We start from the raw sequence: 18,847 nt of genomic DNA on the forward strand, positions 1-18,847 counted from the left end.
CTTGGCGCCGCCGGGTCAAGGTGCTGCGACACCGCCCCTTCATCAGCCCATTTCAAAGCGAAGGACGCCCATCATGTGCGCCGACACACCCGATCAGACCGTCGACTACAAGGACACGCTGAACCTGCCGCGCACGGATTTCCCGATGCGCGCGGGTCTGCCGAAGCGGGAGCCGGAATGGCTGGCCCGCTGGGAGGAGATCGGCGTCTATGACACCCTGCGCGGGAAAGAGAACCGCGCGCCCTTCATCCTGCATGACGGCCCGCCCTATGCGAACGGGCATCTGCACATCGGTCACGCGCTGAACAAGACGATCAAGGACATGATCGTGCGGTCGCGCCAGATGATGGGCTTCGATGCGCGCTACGTCCCCGGCTGGGACTGCCACGGCCTGCCGATCGAATGGAAGATCGAGGAGCAGTACCGCGAGAAGGGGCTGAACAAGGACGACGTGCCGGTCAACGCCTTTCGCGCCGAATGTCGCAAGTTCGCCGCCGGCTGGGTCGACATCCAGCGCGCGGAGTTCAAGCGGATGGGGATCACCGGTAACTGGGCCGACCCCTATCTCACGATGGATTACCACGCCGAGGCGGTGATCGCCGCCGAATTTCAGACCTTCCTGATGAACGGCACGCTCTACCAGGGGTCCAAGCCCGTGATGTGGTCGCCAGTGGAAAAGACGGCGTTGGCCGAGGCGGAGGTCGAATACCACGACAAGGAAAGCCACACGGTCTGGGTGAAGTTCAAGGTGGTCGGCACCGGCGACACCACGCTGGACGGCGCGCAGGTGCTGATCTGGACGACGACGCCCTGGACGATGCCGTCGAACAAGGCAGTGGTCTGGGGGCCGGAGATCTCATACGGCCTTTACGAGGTCACGGGCCGACCCGAACAGTCCTGGGTCACCATCGGTGACCGCTACCTGATCGCGGACAAGCTGGCCGATGCGGTGATGCAGAAGGGGCGGCTGGAGCCTGGCATGTATCGCCGCCTGTGCGATGTGACGCCGGCGGACCTTGAAAAGATCAGCCTGTCGCACCCCCTTGCCAACGCCGACGGCAGCAACAGCGAATGGGACCAGCCCCGCGATTTCCGCGCCGCCGATTTCGTCACCGACGACGAAGGCACCGGTTTCGTGCATTGCGCGCCCTCTCACGGGATGGAGGAGTTCGAGCTGTACCGCGACCTTGGCATGCTGGAACAGGTCATCACCTACAACGTGACCGAGGACGGCACTTTTCGCGCGGACCTGCCGTTCTTTGGCGGCAAGGCGATCTTCCGCGACAAGCCCAAGAACAAGTCCTGGGAAGGCGACGCCAATACTGCCGTCATCGACAAGCTGATCGAGGTCGGCGGGTTGTTCGCACGTGGCAAGATCAAGCACAGCTATCCTCATTCCTGGCGGTCCAAGGCCCCCGTGATCTATCGCAACACGCCGCAGTGGTTCGCCGCCATCGACCGCGCCGTGGGTGACGGGCAGGACACCTACGGCAAGACCATCCGCGAACGGGCGCTGACCAGCATCGACGAGCTGGTGACTTGGACCCCGCAGCGCGGCCGCAACCGCCTGCATGCGATGATCTCTCAGCGCCCCGACTGGGTGTTGTCGCGCCAACGCGCCTGGGGCGTGCCGCTGACCTGCTTTACCCGCAAGGGCGCGCTGCCGACCGACCCCGATTTCCTGCTGCGCGACGACGCCGTGAACAGCCGCATCCGCGATGCGTTCGAGGCGGAGGGGGCGGACGCCTGGTATGAGGACGGAGCCAAGGCCCGCTTCCTCGGGTCCGACTACGACGCCGACGACTGGGAACAGGTCTTCGACATCCTCGACGTGTGGTTCGATTCTGGCTCGACTCACGCCTTCGTGCTGCGCGACAGGGCCGACGGCGCGCCCGACGGCATCGCCGACGTCTACATGGAAGGCACCGACCAGCATCGCGGCTGGTTCCATTCCTCGCTGTTGCAGGCCTGCGGCACGCTCGGCCGCGCGCCCTACAAGGCCGTCGTCACCCACGGCTTCACGCTGGACGAGAAGGGCATGAAGATGTCCAAATCGCTTGGCAACACCATCGTGCCCGAAACGATCATCAAGGAATACGGCGCGGATATCCTGCGCCTCTGGGTGGCGCAGGCGGATTACACCTCTGACCAGCGGATCGGGCCAGAGATCCTGAAAGGCACCGCCGACAGCTATCGCCGCTTGCGCAATACCATGCGATTCCTGCTGGGATCGCTGGCCGATGTGACCGAGGCGGATCGCGTGTCGCGCGACCAGATGCCGGAGCTTGAACAATGGGTGCTGCACCGGCTTGCGGAACTCGACGATGTCGTGCGCAAGGGCTATGCCGCCTACGATTTCCAGGGCGTGTTCCGCGCGATCTTCGACTTTGCCACGCTGGATCTGTCAGCCTTCTATTTCGACATCCGCAAGGACGCGCTGTATTGCGACGGCGACACCGCGCGCCGCCGCGCCGCGCGCACCGTGCTGGAACTGCTGTTCGACCGGCTGACCACCTGGCTCGCCCCGATCCTGTGCTTCACGATGGAGGAAGTCTGGCTGGAACGTCACCCCGGCCCGGCGTCCTCCGTCCACCTTCAGGACTTCCCCGTCACGCCGGCGGAATGGCTCGATCCGGCACTCTCCGCGAAATGGGCCACCGTGCGCCGTGTGCGCCGCGTCGTTACCGGCGCGCTGGAGGTCAAGCGCACCGAAAAGGTGATCGGCGCCTCGCTGGAAGCATTGCCGATGGTCCATGTGACCGAGGACGAGGCCGCCATCCTGCGGACCGTGGCCTTCGACGACCTTTGCATCACCTCTGGCATCGCGATCACGACCGACCCCGCCCCGGCAGAGGCGTTCCGGTTAGAGGACGTGCCAGACGTCGGCGTGGTCTTTGCGCGCGCGGAAGGTGAGAAGTGCCAGCGCTGCTGGAAGATCCTGCCCGATGTCGGCCACCACGACCACCCCGGCGTCTGCGCCCGCTGCGAAGCGGCGCTCGGCTGATCCTATGGGGCCGGAACCCCGTTCCGGCCCCACGCGAGCCACTGCTGCCAACGGTGGCAGCAGATAATGGGATTGCCCCGGCAGCGCCGACATCCGCCTGATGGCGTGGACCGGCGGGTCGAGATCATCGCGCGTTGAACGGGTCGGCGCGGTGGCCTCAGGCCGCCAAGCCCTTCTTGCCCAGCGACAGGTATTTCCGGCGGCGATCAAGGCGAACCTTCTCCCGCGGCGTCTTTGACAAGTCCGCCAGCGTGTGGATCAAGGCCTGCCCGACGGCCGCGACGGCGGCATCGGGGGCGCGGTGGGCACCGCCAAGCGGTTCCGCGATGATCATGTCGCAGACCCCCAGCTCCTTCAGGTTCTGGGCGGTCAGCCGCAGGGCGGCGGCGGCCTCCTGCGTCTTGGCGGCGTCCTTCCACAGGATCGACGCGCAGCCCTCGGGGCTGATCACGGAATAGATCGAATGTTCCAGCATCAGCACGCGGTTCGCGGTGGCGAACGCCACGGCACCGCCCGATCCACCTTCGCCGATCACGACGCTGACCAGCGGCACGTCCAGATCGAGGCAGGCTTCGGTCGCGCGCGCGATCGCTTCGGACTGGCCGCGCTCCTCGGCCCCCTTGCCGGGATAGGCGCCGGGGGTGTCGACCAGCGTGACGACCGGCAGGCCGAACCGGTTGGCCAATTGCATCAGCCGGATCGCCTTGCGGTAACCTTCGGGGCGGGCCATGCCGAAATTGTGGGCGATGCGCGACTTTGTGTCGTGGCCCTTTTCATGGCCGATCACGACCACCGGGCGACCGTCCAGACGGGCCAGCCCACCCATGACGGCATGGTCGTCGGCAAAGTTGCGGTCGCCCGCAAGGGGCGTGAAATCGGTGAACAGCGCCTCGATGTAGTCCTTGCAGTGCGGGCGTTCGGGGTGGCGCGCGACCTGACATTTGCGCCAAGGCGTCAGGTTCGCATAAAGCGATTTCAGCAGGTCGCGGCTTTTCTTGTCGAGGGCGGCGGCTTCCTTTTCGACGTCCATCTCGGCATTGTCGCGCGCCATCGCGCGCAGCTCTTCCGCCTTGCCTTCGATTTCGGCCAGCGGTTTTTCAAAGTCGAGATACTGGGTCATGGGAACGCCTGTTTTGCCTGACGCCGATATAGGCGGTGTCAGGCCCGATTTGCAATGGTTGCGGCGGTCGGGCCGGTGCGGGTGACGGGCGCGTCAGCCCGCGATCATCTCGGATTGTTTCACGATGACCTCGGCCTGCTTGATGCTGGCGATGTCCACAAGACGACCCTTGTAGACCGTGGCCCCCTCACCGCGCGCCTTGGCATCCTTCATCGCGGCAAGGATTTCGCGCGCCTCGGCGACAGCGGCGTCAGAGGGCGTGAAGACCTCGTTGGCCAGCGCGATCTGGCGCGGGTGGATCGCCCATTTGCCGACCATGCCCAGGGTCGCGCTGCGGCGGGCCTGCGCGCGGTAGCCTTCATCGTCGGAAAAATCGCCGAACGGACCATCGACGGGCAGGATGCCGTGGGTGCGACAGGCGGCGACGATGGCGGTCTGCGCCCAGTGCCAAGGGTCGCTGTAGTGCCGTGTGTCGCCCTGCAGCATGTAGTAATTGTCCTGCGTCCCGCCGATGCCCGTCGTCTGCATCCCCATGCTTGCGGCGTAATCGGCCGCTCCGAGGCTCATCGCCTGCAACCGGGGGCTGGCGGCCGCGATCTCGTTGACGTTCACAAGGCCGGCAGCGGATTCGATGATGACTTCGAACGCCACACGCTTTTTGCGGCCCTTTGCCGCTTCGATCGCCGTGACCAGCGCGTCGACGGCATAGACGTCGGCGGCGCAACCGACCTTGGGGATCATGATCTGGTCCAGGCGGTCGCCCGCCTGTTCCAGCAGGTCCACCACGTCACGATACCAGAACGGCGTGTCGAGGCTGTTGATGCGCACGCTCAAATGCTTTGTGTTCCAGTCGATGTCGTTGATCGCAGCAATGACATTGGAGCGGGCGGCATCCTTGTCGTTGGGGGACACCGAGTCTTCCAGGTCGAGGTTGATCACGTCGGCATCGGACGCCGCCATCTTGACAAAGAGCTTCGTATTCGATCCGGGACCGAAAAGCTGGCAGCGGTTCGGCCGGGCAGGCGGGGTCGGTTGCAAACGAAAGGACATCAGTGGGTATCTTTGTTACAGGAAAGGTTGCAGCGCAGATATTATATTGCGTCAAAAATCGCAACGGCCCTTGTGCAGCCGCAGCATGGCGACTTATTGGAATCGGGGTATCAGTATATCAAATGTTGACCGCGCGATCACACGGTGCCGTAGTCGCCTGCGCGTATGCCCCAGACAATCTTGTAGTCAGGAGAATTTTCCGTATGGTGACCCGCTGCGATGACGACCCAGACGCCGCCCGCCGTATCGTCGGATTCCTTGTAAAAGAACAAGGACACTGAATAGTCCTTGGCCGCCTTGTTCTTGTCTCCGGTACTATAGTGCATGACGTTGTGGCCGCCGTGCAGCCAGGTTGCCTTCGCTGTGAACCCGCCTGCCGGTTTCAGGCTCTTGATGTCGGTGCCCTTGGCTTTGCCCCGGTTTTGCGCCAGGTCCATCAGCAGGCCGTGCATTTTTGTGCCCTGGTTGGATTCACCCAAGACCGCATGACCCGCCCGTATCGTGCCGACGATCTTGAAAATGCCCATGTTTTCAATCTGGCCATTATTTAAAAGCTTGATGAGTGCCATAAGCCCCGTCCCCCCCCAATGCTTGACCTAGCGTTAACGATAAAATTGACCTGTATCAACTGGAGTCGATTGCCCGTTGCTTGAATCGTCAGCCGAGGCTGACCGCCGCGCCGCGCGGGGTCAGATGTCGGCGTCGGCGATGGCCTGGGCGAGGATCGGGACGGTCGTGGCATTGAGGCCGGCAATGTTCATCCGGCTGTCGCTGACCATGTAGATGCCGTGATCGGCGCGCAGGGCTCCGACCTTGTCCTCGGTCGTGCCGAGGCGGCTGAACATGCCGCGATGATCCGCAATGAAGTCAAAACGGTCATCGTTGGTGCGCTGTCGCAGCTCGTCCGCAAGCTGACGGCGCAGGGTCAGCATGGAACTACGGGTCTGTTCCAGCTCCGCTTCCCAATCCGCGCGCAGGGTGGGGTCGGTCAGGATCGTGGTCACGACGCGGGCACCGTGATCGGGCGGGAAGGAGTAGTTCTGCCGGTTCAGAAAGTTCAGGTTCGCCTGCGTCAGCGTCGCCTCTGCAGCGTCCGCGGCGATCCCCATCAGGATGCCGGTGCGTTCGCGGTAGATGCCGAAGTTCTTGGAACAGCTGGCGGCGATCATCAGGTTGGGAAAGGCCGCGGCGATGCGGCGGGTGGCCTGTGCGTCCTCTTCCAGACCGTCGCCGAAACCCTGATAGGCCACGTCCACCAGCGGCACGGCACCGCGATCCTGCAACGTGGCGATGATCCGGTCCCACTGGTCCAGCGTCGGGTTGGCTCCGGTCGGGTTGTGGCAGCAGCCATGCAACAGCACCACGTCGCCGGCCGCCGCGGTGCCAAGGTCCGCAATCAGGCCGTCGAAATCGACGCCGCGCGTGGCCTCGTCGAAGTAGCGGTATTCGCGCTTCGGCATCTTCAGGTAATTGACGATCGAGGCATGGTTCGGCCAGCTGGGGTTGCTGATCCAGACGGTGGCAGCGGGGGCGGCAAGCTTCACCATTTCCAGCGCCTGACGGATGGCACCCGTACCGCCCGGGGTCGCGATGGCGGCGATGCGGTCGCGCGGCAGGGTGTCAGCCAGAAGCAGGTCGATCATCGCGTCGGCAAAGGCGGGATCGCCGGCAAGGCCGACATAGGCCTTGGTCGTCTGATCGGCGACAAGGCGACGTTCCGCCTCCTTCACCGCGCGCATGACGGGGGTATTGCCCGAGGCGTCCTTGTAGACGCCGACGCCCAGGTCGATCTTGTCCGTGCGAGGGTCCGCCTTGTAGGTCTGCATCAGGGACAGGATCTTGTCGGCCGGTTGCGGCTTCAGCGTCTCGAACATCTTGGGAGCTTTCTTCAGGCCGCGGGGCCGGTTGCGAGGGGAAGGTCCGGGTACATGCCCCATTCGGACCATGATCCGTCATAGAGCGCATGGTCGGTCTTGCCGATCCGTTCCAGCGCGAGGTTGATGATCGCCGCCGTGACGCCGGACCCGCAGGTGGTGATGACTGGCTTGGTCAGGTCGGCACCGGCATCCGCGAGCACCTTTTGCAGGGCGGGCACCGATTTCATCGTGCCGTCGGCGTTCAGCAGGGTCGCGTAGTGGACATTGCGCGCGCCGGGGATGTGACCGCTGCGCAGACCCGCGCGGGGCTCTTTCTCGGTGCCGGAAAACCGGCCCGGCCCGCGCGCGTCAAGGATGGTGTGGTCGCCCAGTTTCGCTGCGCGGGCGACCTGTGTGACGTCGCGCACCATCTGGTTCTGCCGGCTGGTCGTCATGTGGCGGTCGCGGATGACGGGGGCCATGTCATCGGTCGGGCGGCCTTCGGCCAGCCATTTTGGCAGGCCACCGTCCAGCACGGCAACGTCACGCTTGCCCATCAGGCGGAACAGCCACCAGACGCGCGCGGCGGAAAACAGGCCGGTGCTGTCATAGACCACGACCTGATGGCCGTCGCCCACGCCCATCGCCCGCATCCGCGACATGAATTTTTCCGTGGCGGGGGCCATGTGCGGCAGCTCGGACCGGGCGTCGCTGATCTCGTCGATGTCAAAGAAGCGGGCACCGGGGATGTGGGCGGCGGCGTAATCCGCCTTTGCGTCGCGGCCCGCATCGGGCATGTGCCACGACGCATCCAGCAGGCGCAGATCAGGGTCGTTGAGGTGCGCGGCCAGCCAGTCGGTGCTGACCAGCGTTTGCGGATCGTCGGACAAGTCGGCCATGGCGCACCTCTGTTCTGGGTCGCAGACTGCGTAGCGCAGCGTCCGGCCCCGCGCAAGTTGTGCCGCCCTAGTCGTGCGTCTTGAGGATGCGCTGCTTCTGCCGGGCCCAGTCGCGTTTCGCGTCCGACGCCCGCTTGTCGTGGTTCTTCTTGCCCTTGGCGACCGCGATCTTCAGCTTTACCAGCCCGCGGTCGTTGAAATACATGACCAGCGGGACAAGGGTCATGCCCTCGCGCTTGGTTGCGTTCCACAGCCGCGCCATTTCACGCGATTTCACCAGCAGTTTGCGCTTGGCCCGCGCCTCGTGCCCGAACATGGCCTGCTCGTAGGGCGCGATATAGGCGTTGGTCAGCCACAACTCTCCATTGTCGACCGAGGCGTAGCTGTCCGCGATGTTCGACTGGCCAGTGCGCAGGGACTTGACCTCCGAACCGCGCAGCATGATCCCGACCTCCAGATCCTCCTGGATCTCGAAGTCATAGCGGGCGCGCCGGTTTTCTGCGACGACCTTGTAGTTCTTGTTGTCCGGTTTCTTGGCCATGTGCCCGATGTAGGCGAGGCGCTGCGTCTGCACAAGACGGCTGGCCGTGCCGGGCCGGGATGGTATGGTCACTGCGACCCATTGGCCGGAGACCCGATGCTGATCCAGATCGCCCTTGGCACCGTGCTCGTGCTGACCTCCATCCTGATCGCCGGCGTCAGCTATTGGGGGATGGAGGTGGTGCTGCGCCGCCTGCATCCCTGGCTGGCGCGGCGGCCGCATCCACCCAAACTGGTGCTGGTGCTCAGCCTGACGGCGGTCTGGGTGCTGGCGCAGATGACGCTGGGCGTGTGGATCTGGGCCCTGGCGCTGCGGGGGCTCGACATCTTCGGGACGATCGAAGAGGCGGTCTATTTCGCGCTTGTCGCCTTTACCACGCTGGGGTTCGGTGACGTGCTGCTGCCTTTGGAATGGCGGTTGCTGGCGGGGATGGCGGCGACGAACGGGTTGCTGAACATCGGGCTGACGACGGCGCTGATGCTGGACAGCCTGCGCAGCATCCGGGCGGGCCAGGTCGCGCCATGACCGTCGCCACGTTGTCGAATGCCACCGCACGGGCGGTCTTTCTGGATCGTCACGGATTGGGGGTCGGGTCGGCGGACACACCGATGGATGCGATAGCAGACCTCGGCTTCGTGCAGGTGGACAGCGTCAACACCTTTGCCCGTGCGCATGACCTAATCCTGTGGTCGCGGCACGGACGCTATCGGCCACAGGCGCTGCACCGGCTGCTGGCGCGGGATCGCGCGGTATTCGAGCACTGGACCCACGACGCAGCGGTCCTGCCGATGGCACTGTGGCCGCACTGGCGGCTGCGGTTCGCCCGGGATGCGGCGCGGCTTGAAAGCCGGTGGGAAATCGACCGCCCCGAGGGGTTCGGCGCACAGGTGGACACGGTGCTGCGGCAGATCGCGGATCACGGGGCTTGCACCTCTGGCGATGTCGGTGTGGACGAGGCGCGGGGCAAGGGCGGCTGGTGGGACTGGCACCCCAGCAAGACGGCGCTGGAATACCTGTGGCGCAGCGGGCAGGTGTCCGTCGTGCGCCGCGAAGGGTTCCGCAAGGTCTATGACCTGACCGAACGGGTGATCCCGCAGGACGTGCGCGGCGCGGCCTTCGATCCGGCAACAACCGTCGATGCCCTGTGCCACGCGGCGCTGGACCGGCTGGGCTTTGCCACCCCGTCCGAAATCGCGGCCTTCTGGGCCGTGGTGACGAAGCCCGAGGCGCGGGACTGGGCGCAGGCCGCACTGGCAGAGGATCACGCGATCCCGCTGGACGTCGTGGGCCACGACGGCAAGCTGCGGCGCTGCGTTGCCCGTCCGGAGGTGCCGGATCATGTGCCGACCCTGGAAGGGCGGGTCCGCATCCTGTCGCCCTTCGACCCGGCGCTGCGCGACCGGTCCCGCGCCGAATGGCTGTTCGGCTTCCGCTACCGGATCGAGATCTTCGTGCCGGCACCGCAGCGCACCTATGGCTACTACGTTTTTCCGGTCTGGGAAGGGGATCGCGCCATCGGGCGCATCGACATGGCGCGGCAAGGCGAGGTGCTGGCCGTCCGCGCCTTCTGGCCCGAGCCGGGCGTCAGGATGGGGGCAGGGCGGCTGTCGCGGTTGCAGGCGGAACTGACGCGTGCGGCGCGGTTCGGCGGATGTGCCGAAGTCGTCTTTGCCGCGGATTGGTTGCGGAACGGGGGATGACGCTGTTTGCGGGCCAGCCCGCAAAGGTGCCCCACCCCCCCGTCCCACCAAGGTCAGTTCAGCAGGCCCGCGTGCACCAACCCGGCGCGAATGCGCTCCTTGACGCCATCGGTCAGGCCGACCAGCGGCAGGCGCACCTCTTCGTTGCCAAGACCCAGCAGGGACATGCCGTATTTCGCGCCGACAAGCCCCGGTTCGAGGAAGATCGCCTCGTGCAGGGGCATCAGGCGATCCGTGATCTCCAGCGCCGTGGCAAAGTCGCCGGACAGCGTTGCCGCCTGCATCTGTGCGCAGAGCGCCGGTGCCACGTTCGCCGTGACCGAGATGCAGCCGACGCCGCCGTGGGCGTTGAACCCCAGCGCCGTCGCATCCTCGCCCGACATCTGGACGAAGTCGGGACCGCAGGCATGGCGTTGCTTTGGCACGCGCGACAGATCGCCGGTCGCGTCCTTTACGCCCACGATCATCGGATGCTTCGCCAATGCAGCCATTGTTGCGACGGACATGTCGACGACGGACCGGCCCGGAATGTTGTAGATCACGATCGGCAAGCCGCAGTCGGCGGCAGCGGTGAAATGCGCCGCCAGCCCGGCTTGCGTCGGCTTGTTGTAATAGGGTGTCACGACCAACGCGGCATCGGCACCGGCGGCCTTGGCGGCGTTTACCAGTCGCACGGTCTCGACCGTGTTGTTCGACCCGGCACCGGCGATCACCGGCACGCGCCCGGCCGCGTGGTCGACCACCGTCTTCACCACCAGATCGTGTTCCGAATGGCTTAGCGTCGGGCTTTCGCCTGTCGTGCCGACGGGCACCAACCCATGCGTGCCCTGTTCCACGTGCCAGTCCACCAGCCGTTTCAGCCCGTCCAGATCGACCTCTCCGTTGGAAAAGGGCGTGACGAGGGCGACGTAGGAGCCTTTGAACATGGACGTGGGACCTTGTGGTTTGCGGGCCGCCCCGGCGGGGTCGGCGTTACGTCGCGGACCCTAGTGACGTTTGCACCAAATGCCAAGATTGTGCGTTGCAACGCATAGGCTGGCGGATAGGGTGGACTGGCCATTTCCCGGACCCTGGACCTGTCGATGCTCTTTCCCACCATGCGCCGCCTCGTCGCCGCTTGCCTTTTCGTCCTGCCACTGCCTGTCACAGGGCAGGTCAGCGGCAATGACGTGGTCGCCGTGGAGGCCGCGATGAAGCGGGACTTTCTGAACGCCTACCTGAGGGTCGGTCCAGAGGATGACGCGATCCGCACTCTGGTGACTTGGCAACGGTTGCGGTTCGGCGATGCGGTGTTCGACGATTACATCGCATTCGAAGCGACACATGGCGACTGGCCCGGTCAGGATACCCTGCGCCGCGCGGGCGAAGGCGTGATCCCTGCCGGTTTCGATCCGCAGGCGGTCATCGACTGGTTCGGCAAGACCGCACCGCTGACCGGCCAAGGGGCTGTGCGGCTGGCGCAGGCGTTCATCGCCAACGGAGAGCCGGCGCGTGCACGCGATGCCGTGCGCCGCGCCTGGATCGACCTGCCCCTGACGGACGGCGAGCAGGCCGCCTTGGCGAACGGGTTTGGCCCTGACCTTGCCGACCTGCACGCCGCCCGCGCCGATGCCCTGCTGTGGCGTTGGCAAACGCCAGAGGCGGAACGGATGCTGCCGCTGCTGTCGGCGGACGAGGCGGCGTTGGTGAAGGCGCGGATCGCCTACATCCGCAATGCGGGCAACCCGGATGCGGCCGTCGCGGCCGTGCCGGCGGCGCTGCGCGACACGCCGGGGCTGCTTTACGACCGGTTCAACTGGCTGGCAGACAAGGGGCGGCAAACCGATGCCATCGCCATCCTCTCGGCGCAATCGACCAGCGCCGCGGCGCTGGGCGTGCCATGGCGCTGGGCCAGCTGGCGGCGCATCCTGTCGCGCTGGCAGATGCGGGACGGAAACTATCAGGCGGCCTATGATCTGGCCGCCAATCATTACCTGACCGCCGCCGACAACGCGGCGTCCTACGCGGACCTCGAATGGTTGGCAGGCTATCTGCAACTGCGGTTCCTGAACGATCCGGCCCGCGCGCTGGTGCATTTCGACAATGCCGCAGCCGAGGTCGACAGCCCGATCTCGCTGGGGCGGACCGGGTACTGGCAGGGCCGCGCGCTTGAGGCGCTGGGCCGCACCGACGACGCCCGTGCTGCTTATGCCCGCGGAGCCGAACATCAGACCAGCTTCTACGGTCTGCTCGCGGCGGAAAAGCTGGGCGTGCCGCTTGACCCTTTCCTGACGGGCCGCAGCGATCCGCGCGACTGGCAGACGGCTGACGTGATGCAGGACGATCTGGTGCGCGCGGGCATGGCCCTATTGGCCGCCGGCGAACGCGGCAAGGCAGTGTTTTTCTTTGCCGAACTGGGCAAGCGGCTGGACGCTGACGACCTGTCGCGATTGGGGGCCGCTCTCGAGGCGCAGGGCGAAACCTATTTCGAGGTCCTGCTGGGCAAGTCCGCAGCCGCGCGGGGCCTGATCGTGCCGTCGATCTATTTTCCGATGCACGACCTGGCGCAGATGGACCTGCCGGTGCCGGCGGCGCTGGCCATGTCGATCGCGCGGCGCGAATCCGAATTCAACGAAACCGTCGGCAGTCCTGTCGGCGCGCTGGGCCTGATGCAGCTGATGCCCGGCACCGCCGGCGACGTCGCGCGCAGCCTCGATCTGCCTTACGAGAAGAACCGGCTGACGGCGGATTGGGCCTACAACGCGACGCTGGGCAGTCGCTATCTGGCCGATCTGACCGAACGCTTCGGCGACAGCCCGGTACAGATCGCCGCCGGCTACAACGCGGGTCCGGGGCGGCCGCGCGACTGGATGGCTGCACGCGGCGACCCCCGCGCGGGTGAGGTCGATGTCATCGACTGGATCGAGATGATCCCGTTCCGCGAAACACGCAACTATGTCCAGCGCGTCACGGAATCGATCCCGATCTACGAGGCCCGCCTGACTGGCGAGACCGGCCCTGTCCGTTTTCTCGATCTGTTGACGGGGGCCGGATCGGTGGTCCGCCCGGTCGCACGGGCCGATGGCACGCTCGAGGTGCCGGCACCTGTCACCGGCGCAGGCAGCACGCAAGACCCGGGGGCGACGACCGACCTGCCTCGCCCCGTCGCGCGGCCTGTCACTGATGCCTCGACCGCGGCCACGACCACGGCGGACGGTTCCGAACCGGCCAGCGGCCTTTTCATGTCCACACTCACGACAGCCAACGTCCCGGCACCGCGTCCCGTGGCGCGCCCGACGCGCGGCGACACGGCAACGACGAGCGGCGCGTCAGCGGTTACCGCAGCGATGGCCCCAGCAGAGACTGCCCCGGCCGAGATGGCCGCGCCGCAAGTCGAAGTGTCGGCATCGCAGGCAATCGACGCTGGGGCGGGCCCCGATCTGACCCTGCGCCCCGTCCTGCGTCCCCGTCGCTAGACGCTAAACGCGCAGGCAGCGACGGCGGTCAGACCGCGCCTTGACTGCGGATCATCGTGGTGGCGCATCGGATCGACCAGTGCAGGCCGTCCGGATTGTAGTCCAGCGTCACCTCGGCCTCCAGCGCGCTGCGGGTCATGCTTTGCAGGACGGTGCTGCCAAAGCCGCGGCGTTGCGGCGGCACGACAGCGGGTCCGCCACTTTCGGTCCAGGACAGGGTGAACACGTCGTCCGTGACGTCCCATGCGATCCCGAGCCGCCCCTGCGGCACCGACAGCGCCCCATATTTGGCCGCGTTCGTCGCCAACTCATGCAGTGCCAGACCAATCGGCTGAATGGCGTCAAAGCTGAGCTCCAAGTCCGGCCCCGCGAACTGGACCGCCCCGTTGCGTTCCCCGGTGAAGGGTCGCAGTTGCTGCCGCACCAGCGCGCCAAGCACCACGCCTTCGCCATCCCGCGACATCAGCAGATCATGGTTGTCCGACAAGGCCCGCAGACGCCTGTCGAACCGATCGAGGAAGTCGTCAGGCGATCCCATCCGCGCGGTCATGCGGGCGATACTTTGCACCACGGTCAGCAGGTTCTTCTGCCGATGGTTCATTTCCTTCATCAGATCCTGCACGCGGCGTTCGGCCAGCTTGTGCGGCGTCATGTCCATGATCGCCACCAGACCGCGCACCGGCCTGCGGTTCGCCACGCCCGGCCCTGCATCAAAGGCGACCTGCTTGCGGGCGCTGACCCAACGCGGCGTACCGTCGCTGGTCCTGATCCGGTGGACCAGGTCGATGAAATCCGGCGCGTCGGTGTCCAGCATCTGTTGCATCCGCGCCTCGACATCGGGCCTGTCTTCGGGGTGGATCTGCGCGTGAAGGTTCTGCCGGGGCAGGGCGACATGCGCGGGCAGGTCGAAGAGTTCGGCCGCGCGGTCGTCCAGCGTGATCGTATCGGTGCGGTAATCCACGCTGCCCAGCCCCAACCCGGCCACCCGGACACCCAGGGGCAGCAGGTCATCCGGGTCCGCCACGAAGGGGATTGACCGGACCGACCGGTTGGCAGCACCGGCTTTGACCCGCGGAAGTGAGTGTTGCAAATCTTCGGGCATTTCCAGCATGTTTTGTTTGTTCATGGTCCCAGATAAGCAGGGCCAGCAGACGCGTTCAATAAACTGGTTTAAACGGATCGGCGTTTTCTGCGGATGATCTCTCGACCCTGTCACGGGCAATTTCAGGCCCGCACCGCCTCTTTCCGGCGGCTGCGCAGCAGGGTGAATACGCCCGCCGCCACGACGATCGCAGCCCCGACGGCCACATGGGTCTGCAGGACCTCGCCGAAGACCAGCAGCCCGATCAGGCTGGCAAAGACAAGCTGAAGATAGGCGAAGGGTTGCACGGCGCTCGCCTCGGCCACTTCGTAGCAGCGGATCAGCAACCAGTGGCCAGTGACGCCCGTCACGCACAGCGTCGCCATCCAGCCCCAGTCCGCCAGCGTCATGGGTTCCCAGAACCAGACGCCGATGCAGGTCATGGCGACCGCTCCGCTGACACCGGTCCAGAAGAAACTGGTGGCCGTCGTATCCGCGCGCGCGACGTGGCGCGTCAGCAGGCCATAAAGCGCGAACATGCAGGCCGCCGCCAGCGGCAGCACGGCGGCGGGCGCAAAGACCGTCAGACCCGGTTGCAGGATCACCAGCACGCCGACGAAACCAATCCCGATCGCGACCCAGCGCCGCCAGCCGACGCCCTCGTCCAGCACCGGGCCGGACAAGGCGGCGACCAGCAAGGGATAACAGGCAAAGATCGCGTGGCTTTCCACCAGCCCCAGCGCCACGAAACCCGCCACCATGATACAGATTTCGCCAGCCAGCAGCAGACCGCGGAACGCCTGCACGACGGGCTGCGTGGTGGCGGCGGCGCGGCGGATCGACCCGGCCCTGGCCTGTGCGATGGCGATGACGAAGGCGGCAAAGAACCAGTAGCGGATCATCACGATCATCAGCACGTTGTATTCGCCCGCCAGATGCCGCGACAGCCCGTCCTGCACCGCAAAGACGATGGTAGTCGCGATCATCAGCCCGATGCCAAGCCGCGTGTTCGAGGTTTGCATCAGGCGGCCTTTCGGGCGATGGTCATGTGACGCTTGGCACCAAAGCCAGGCACGCGGGACACGGCAAAGCCCGCCTCGGCCAGCGACTGGCGCACATGCCCCGCCGCCGAATAGGTCGCCGCCGTGCCGTCCGCCGCGGTATGCGCGCCAACGGACGCGATGATCTGCGGCGTCCACAGACCGGGGTTCCTGGCGGGGGAAAAGCCGTCGAGGAACCAGGCATCCGCCACGCCGTCCCACCTTGGCAACGTCTGTCCCGCGTCCCCTGCCACGATCGCCAGGTCGAAATCAGGGCCGGTCAGATCGCCCACTTGGGTCAGCAACGCGGTCGGCAGATCGCTGGCAAAGGGGGCCAGCGCACGGGACAGCGCAGCCGGTCCCAGCGGATAGGCCTCGAAACTGGTGAACCGGAGCCGCCCGGCGACACCCGCGTCGCGAAAGGCCTGCAAGGTGGTCAGAAAGTTCAGCCCCGTGCCGAAACCCAGCTCTGCCACGTGAAACCCGTCGCGAAGCCGGTCCGGCAGGCCATTGCCTGCCAGAAAGACGTGCCGGGTTTCGGCCAGCCCGCCCTGCAGCGAATAGAACGGATCGTCGAAGCGCAGGGACACCGGCACGGCCCCGTGGTCCGTCTCGCGCCAGTCAAGCGGGTGATCTGGCAAAGGGGTGGTCTGGCCGGTCATCGCTTTCTGCCTTAAGGGGTGATCCGACTTGTGGAACGCGGGGCGGGCAATGGCAACGGCGGATGTGACGGTGATGGGGGCCGGTGTGATCGGCCTCTCGGTCGCCTGGACCTGCCTGCAACGGGGCGCGCGGGTGCAGGTCATCGACCCGCAAGGTGTCGCGTCCGGTGCCTCTGGCGGTCTGGTCGGTGCCTTGGCCCCGCATGTGCCGGACCAGTGGAACGCCAAGAAGGCGTTTCAGCGCGACAGCCTGCTGATGTCACAGGCCTTCTGGGACGAGGTCGAAACGGCTTCTGGTCAGCCCACCGGCTACGGGCGCACGGGCCGCCTGCAACCGCTGGCCGATGACGCCGCCGTCGCGCTGGCCCGGTCCCGCGCGGCAGGGGCCGCGACCCTATGGCAGGGCAGGGCCGACTGGTCGGTGATCCCCGCGACAGGTGCAGCGTGGGAACCGCAAAGCACCACCGGCTTGCTGATCCACGACACGCTATCGGCCCTGATCCACCCGCGCCAGGCCACCCTTGCACTGGCGGCGGCCGTCGTGGCGCAGGGCGGGGTCATCCTGGCCGAGGGCACGCCGCAAGGCCGCGTCGTCTGGGCAACGGGGGCCGCCGGACTGGCCGAGATGACGGCAACCCATACCCGGCTTGTCGGGGCGGGGGTGAAGGGGCAGGCAGCCCTGATGGCCCATGATGCCCGCGGGCTGCCGCAGCTTTTCATCGACGGCCTGCATGTGGTCCCGCACCATGACGGCACGACCGCCCTAGGCTCCACGACAGAGCGCGACTTTGCCGAGGCCACGACGACGGACGGCCAGCTTGATGCGCTGATCGCACGTGCCCGCGCGGCAGTCCCCGTCCTGCGGGACGCTGCCGTCATCGCCCGCTGGGCCGGGCTGCGCCCGCGCAGCCGCAGCCGCGCACCGATGCTGGGCGCGCATCCGTTCCGCCCCGGTGCCTACGTCGCCAACGGCGGCTTCAAGATCGGCTTCGGGATGGCCCCGCACATGGCCCGGACCCTTGCCGATCTCATCCTGGAAGACCGCGATACCATCCCGGACGATTTCCGGCCCGAAGCCTCCCTTTAGCTTCTTCTGGTCGGAAATCCCGGGGGACAGCGCCCTGCGCGCCGGGGGCTGGCCCCCGACACTGCGACGCAGACCCTTCAGCCCGCCTCGCCGATCATGCACTGTCGCCCGTCTGCCGCACGGACCCAGACGACACCGTCGCGCCAGCACAGTGCTGCAATTTCGTGATGCATCAAGGGGGCAGTCGCCCGGTAGCTGAAGCTGCGCAGCGTGCCCAGCTGCCGTTCCGCAAGGCCCATCAGCAGATGCGCCAGCAGCGGCCCGTGCACGACCAGCCCGTCATAGCCTTCGACCGCGCGGGCATAGGCCTCGTCATAGTGGATGCGGTGGCCGTTGAAGGTCAGCGCCGAATAACGGAACAGCAGCGTCGTGTCCGGGACCAGCGGTTCGGAAACACGCTCGTCCGTGGGGGCTGCCGGGGGTGCCGGGCGGTCGGTGCCGTCGGGGCGATACACAAGGTCCTGCCATTCGGTCAGCACCAGCGCCTGCCGTTGCCGGATGTCGTGGCGGACCCGCACGAAGGCCAGCGGACCGCTGCGCCCGTCCTTGCGGGTGATCCCCTCAATCCGGCTGACGCGTTCGGCGCGGACCCCGGCCAGCAGCGGCGCATGGAACACCAGTTTGCCCGCCGCCCACATCCGGCGCGGCAGACCGAGGTCGGGAATGAAACCGCCCCCCGTCGCCGGATGCCCGTCGCGGCCCAGACGGTCCGGCGGCTGTGCGTCCCAGAAATAGATGTGATGCGCAAAGGGCGGCAGCGGGTCGCCGCTCTCCATGCGACGCGGATCGCCAAGGGTCGCCAGCAGCGCCTGGGCGCGGGCGGGGTCCATCGGGTCGACCCGGGTTTGCGTGCGGTCGTCGGCTGTGGTCATCTGCCCAGTGTGACCGCAAACGCAAGGACGCGCAAATGCCCAGACTGACGACGATCGACCATCTGGTGCTGACCGTGGCCGACATCGCGGCGACAGTCGCATTCTACGAAGATGTCCTTGGCATGACGGCACAGACCTTCACCCCATCGGACGGGTCCACGCGTTCCGCGCTGACCTTCGGTGCACAAAAGATCAACCTGCATCCCGCAGACCGGCCTTTCGATCCCAAGGCCCTGCACCCGACCCCTGGCAGCGCCGATTTGTGCTTTCTGACCGACGCCGACCTGTCCGACTGGCAGGCGCATTTCACGACCCTCAACGTCCCGGTGATCGAGGGGCCGGTCCGCCGCACGGGGGCCAGAGGGCTGATCCTGTCGCTGTACATCCGCGACCCGGACGGCAACCTGATCGAGGTCGCGACCCGCATCTGACCCACCGACCCCGCTTGCCCATCCGTCGCTGCCGCGACATGGTGCGACG

At 66.4% G+C, this 18,847-nt stretch carries 17 protein-coding genes; 6 read left to right on the plus strand and 11 right to left on the minus strand.

Features of this window, described 5'->3' with window-relative positions; genetic code table 11:
- Window positions 1–73 precede the first annotated feature (73 nt).
- A complete protein-coding gene (ileS, locus tag ACOI1H_RS00115) occupies window positions 74–3,004 on the plus strand; it encodes an isoleucine--tRNA ligase (RefSeq protein ID WP_422434677.1) in 2,931 nt (976 codons plus the stop codon).
- A gap of 157 nt (window positions 3,005–3,161) precedes the next feature.
- Here the strand turns inward: ileS and ACOI1H_RS00120 are convergent, their stop codons facing one another.
- The 6 genes from ACOI1H_RS00120 to smpB all read right to left on the minus strand — a co-directional run bounded on the left by ACOI1H_RS00120 (window position 3,162) and on the right by smpB (window position 8,470).
- A complete protein-coding gene (locus ACOI1H_RS00120) occupies window positions 3,162–4,124 on the minus strand; it encodes an acetyl-CoA carboxylase carboxyltransferase subunit alpha (protein ID WP_422434678.1) in 963 nt (320 codons plus the stop codon).
- 93 nt (window positions 4,125–4,217) lie between these two features.
- A complete protein-coding gene (locus tag ACOI1H_RS00125; RefSeq protein ID WP_422434679.1) occupies window positions 4,218–5,174 on the minus strand; it encodes an L-malyl-CoA/beta-methylmalyl-CoA lyase in 957 nt (318 codons plus the stop codon).
- 137 nt (window positions 5,175–5,311) lie between these two features.
- Complete coding sequence (locus ACOI1H_RS00130; protein ID WP_422434680.1) at window positions 5,312–5,743, minus strand: hypothetical protein; 432 nt, start codon at window positions 5,741–5,743, stop codon at window positions 5,312–5,314.
- A 120-nt stretch (window positions 5,744–5,863) separates the two neighbouring features.
- The gene (locus ACOI1H_RS00135) at window positions 5,864–7,048 is read right to left on the minus strand and encodes an aromatic amino acid transaminase (protein WP_422434681.1); all 1,185 of its coding nucleotides are present in this window, start codon (window positions 7,046–7,048) and stop codon (window positions 5,864–5,866) included.
- Between the two features lie 14 nt (window positions 7,049–7,062).
- Window positions 7,063–7,929 carry a 3-mercaptopyruvate sulfurtransferase gene (gene sseA / locus ACOI1H_RS00140; RefSeq protein WP_422434682.1) on the minus strand — a complete coding sequence of 289 codons (867 nt, stop codon included), beginning with the start codon at window positions 7,927–7,929 and terminating at the stop codon, window positions 7,063–7,065.
- Between the two features lie 67 nt (window positions 7,930–7,996).
- Complete coding sequence (smpB, locus tag ACOI1H_RS00145; protein ID WP_422434768.1) at window positions 7,997–8,470, minus strand: SsrA-binding protein SmpB; 474 nt, start codon at window positions 8,468–8,470, stop codon at window positions 7,997–7,999.
- A 96-nt stretch (window positions 8,471–8,566) separates the two neighbouring features.
- Between smpB and ACOI1H_RS00150 the strand changes: the two genes are divergently transcribed.
- Window positions 8,567–8,995, plus strand: coding sequence for an ion channel (locus ACOI1H_RS00150; RefSeq protein WP_422434683.1), 429 nt, complete (start codon window positions 8,567–8,569; stop codon window positions 8,993–8,995).
- Window positions 8,992–10,170, plus strand: a complete 1,179-nt coding sequence (locus ACOI1H_RS00155) for a winged helix-turn-helix domain-containing protein (RefSeq protein ID WP_422434684.1) — start codon at window positions 8,992–8,994, stop codon at window positions 10,168–10,170. Before ACOI1H_RS00150 ends, ACOI1H_RS00155 begins: the two co-directional genes overlap by 4 nt.
- 53 nt (window positions 10,171–10,223) lie before the next feature.
- On the opposite strand, the gene dapA is transcribed toward ACOI1H_RS00155, so the two are convergent.
- Entirely contained in the window at window positions 10,224–11,096 is an 873-nt protein-coding gene (dapA, locus tag ACOI1H_RS00160) for a 4-hydroxy-tetrahydrodipicolinate synthase (RefSeq protein ID WP_422434685.1), read from the minus strand.
- 156 nt (window positions 11,097–11,252) lie between these two features.
- Here dapA and ACOI1H_RS00165 point away from each other — a divergent pair, with 156 nt between their 5' ends.
- A complete protein-coding gene (locus tag ACOI1H_RS00165) occupies window positions 11,253–13,625 on the plus strand; it encodes a transglycosylase SLT domain-containing protein (protein ID WP_422434686.1) in 2,373 nt (790 codons plus the stop codon).
- Window positions 13,626–13,653: 28 nt separating this feature from the next.
- On the opposite strand, the gene ACOI1H_RS00170 is transcribed toward ACOI1H_RS00165, so the two are convergent.
- From ACOI1H_RS00170 to mnmD, 3 genes are all read right to left on the minus strand, one after another.
- Window positions 13,654–14,751, minus strand: a complete 1,098-nt coding sequence (locus ACOI1H_RS00170; RefSeq protein ID WP_422434687.1) for a sensor histidine kinase — start codon at window positions 14,749–14,751, stop codon at window positions 13,654–13,656.
- 98 nt (window positions 14,752–14,849) lie between these two features.
- Entirely contained in the window at window positions 14,850–15,728 is an 879-nt protein-coding gene (locus ACOI1H_RS00175) for a DMT family transporter (RefSeq protein ID WP_422434688.1), read from the minus strand.
- Window positions 15,728–16,408, minus strand: coding sequence for a tRNA (5-methylaminomethyl-2-thiouridine)(34)-methyltransferase MnmD (gene mnmD / locus ACOI1H_RS00180; RefSeq protein ID WP_422434689.1), 681 nt, complete (start codon window positions 16,406–16,408; stop codon window positions 15,728–15,730). Before mnmD ends, ACOI1H_RS00175 begins: the two co-directional genes overlap by 1 nt.
- Window positions 16,409–16,457: 49 nt before the next feature.
- Here mnmD and ACOI1H_RS00185 point away from each other — a divergent pair, with 49 nt between their 5' ends.
- Window positions 16,458–17,495, plus strand: coding sequence for an NAD(P)/FAD-dependent oxidoreductase (locus tag ACOI1H_RS00185; RefSeq protein ID WP_422434690.1), 1,038 nt, complete (start codon window positions 16,458–16,460; stop codon window positions 17,493–17,495).
- Between the two features lie 77 nt (window positions 17,496–17,572).
- Here the strand turns inward: ACOI1H_RS00185 and ACOI1H_RS00190 are convergent, their stop codons facing one another.
- Window positions 17,573–18,367 carry an FAS1-like dehydratase domain-containing protein gene (locus tag ACOI1H_RS00190; protein ID WP_422434691.1) on the minus strand — a complete coding sequence of 265 codons (795 nt, stop codon included), beginning with the start codon at window positions 18,365–18,367 and terminating at the stop codon, window positions 17,573–17,575.
- A gap of 35 nt (window positions 18,368–18,402) precedes the next feature.
- Here ACOI1H_RS00190 and ACOI1H_RS00195 point away from each other — a divergent pair, with 35 nt between their 5' ends.
- Window positions 18,403–18,798 (plus strand): VOC family protein, encoded by a 396-nt coding sequence (locus ACOI1H_RS00195; RefSeq protein ID WP_422434692.1) that lies wholly within the window; start codon window positions 18,403–18,405, stop codon window positions 18,796–18,798.
- Window positions 18,799–18,847: the final 49 nt, after the last annotated feature.

The organism is Loktanella sp. DJP18 (assembly GCF_049310965.1).
GTDB lineage: Bacteria > Pseudomonadota > Alphaproteobacteria > Rhodobacterales > Rhodobacteraceae > Loktanella.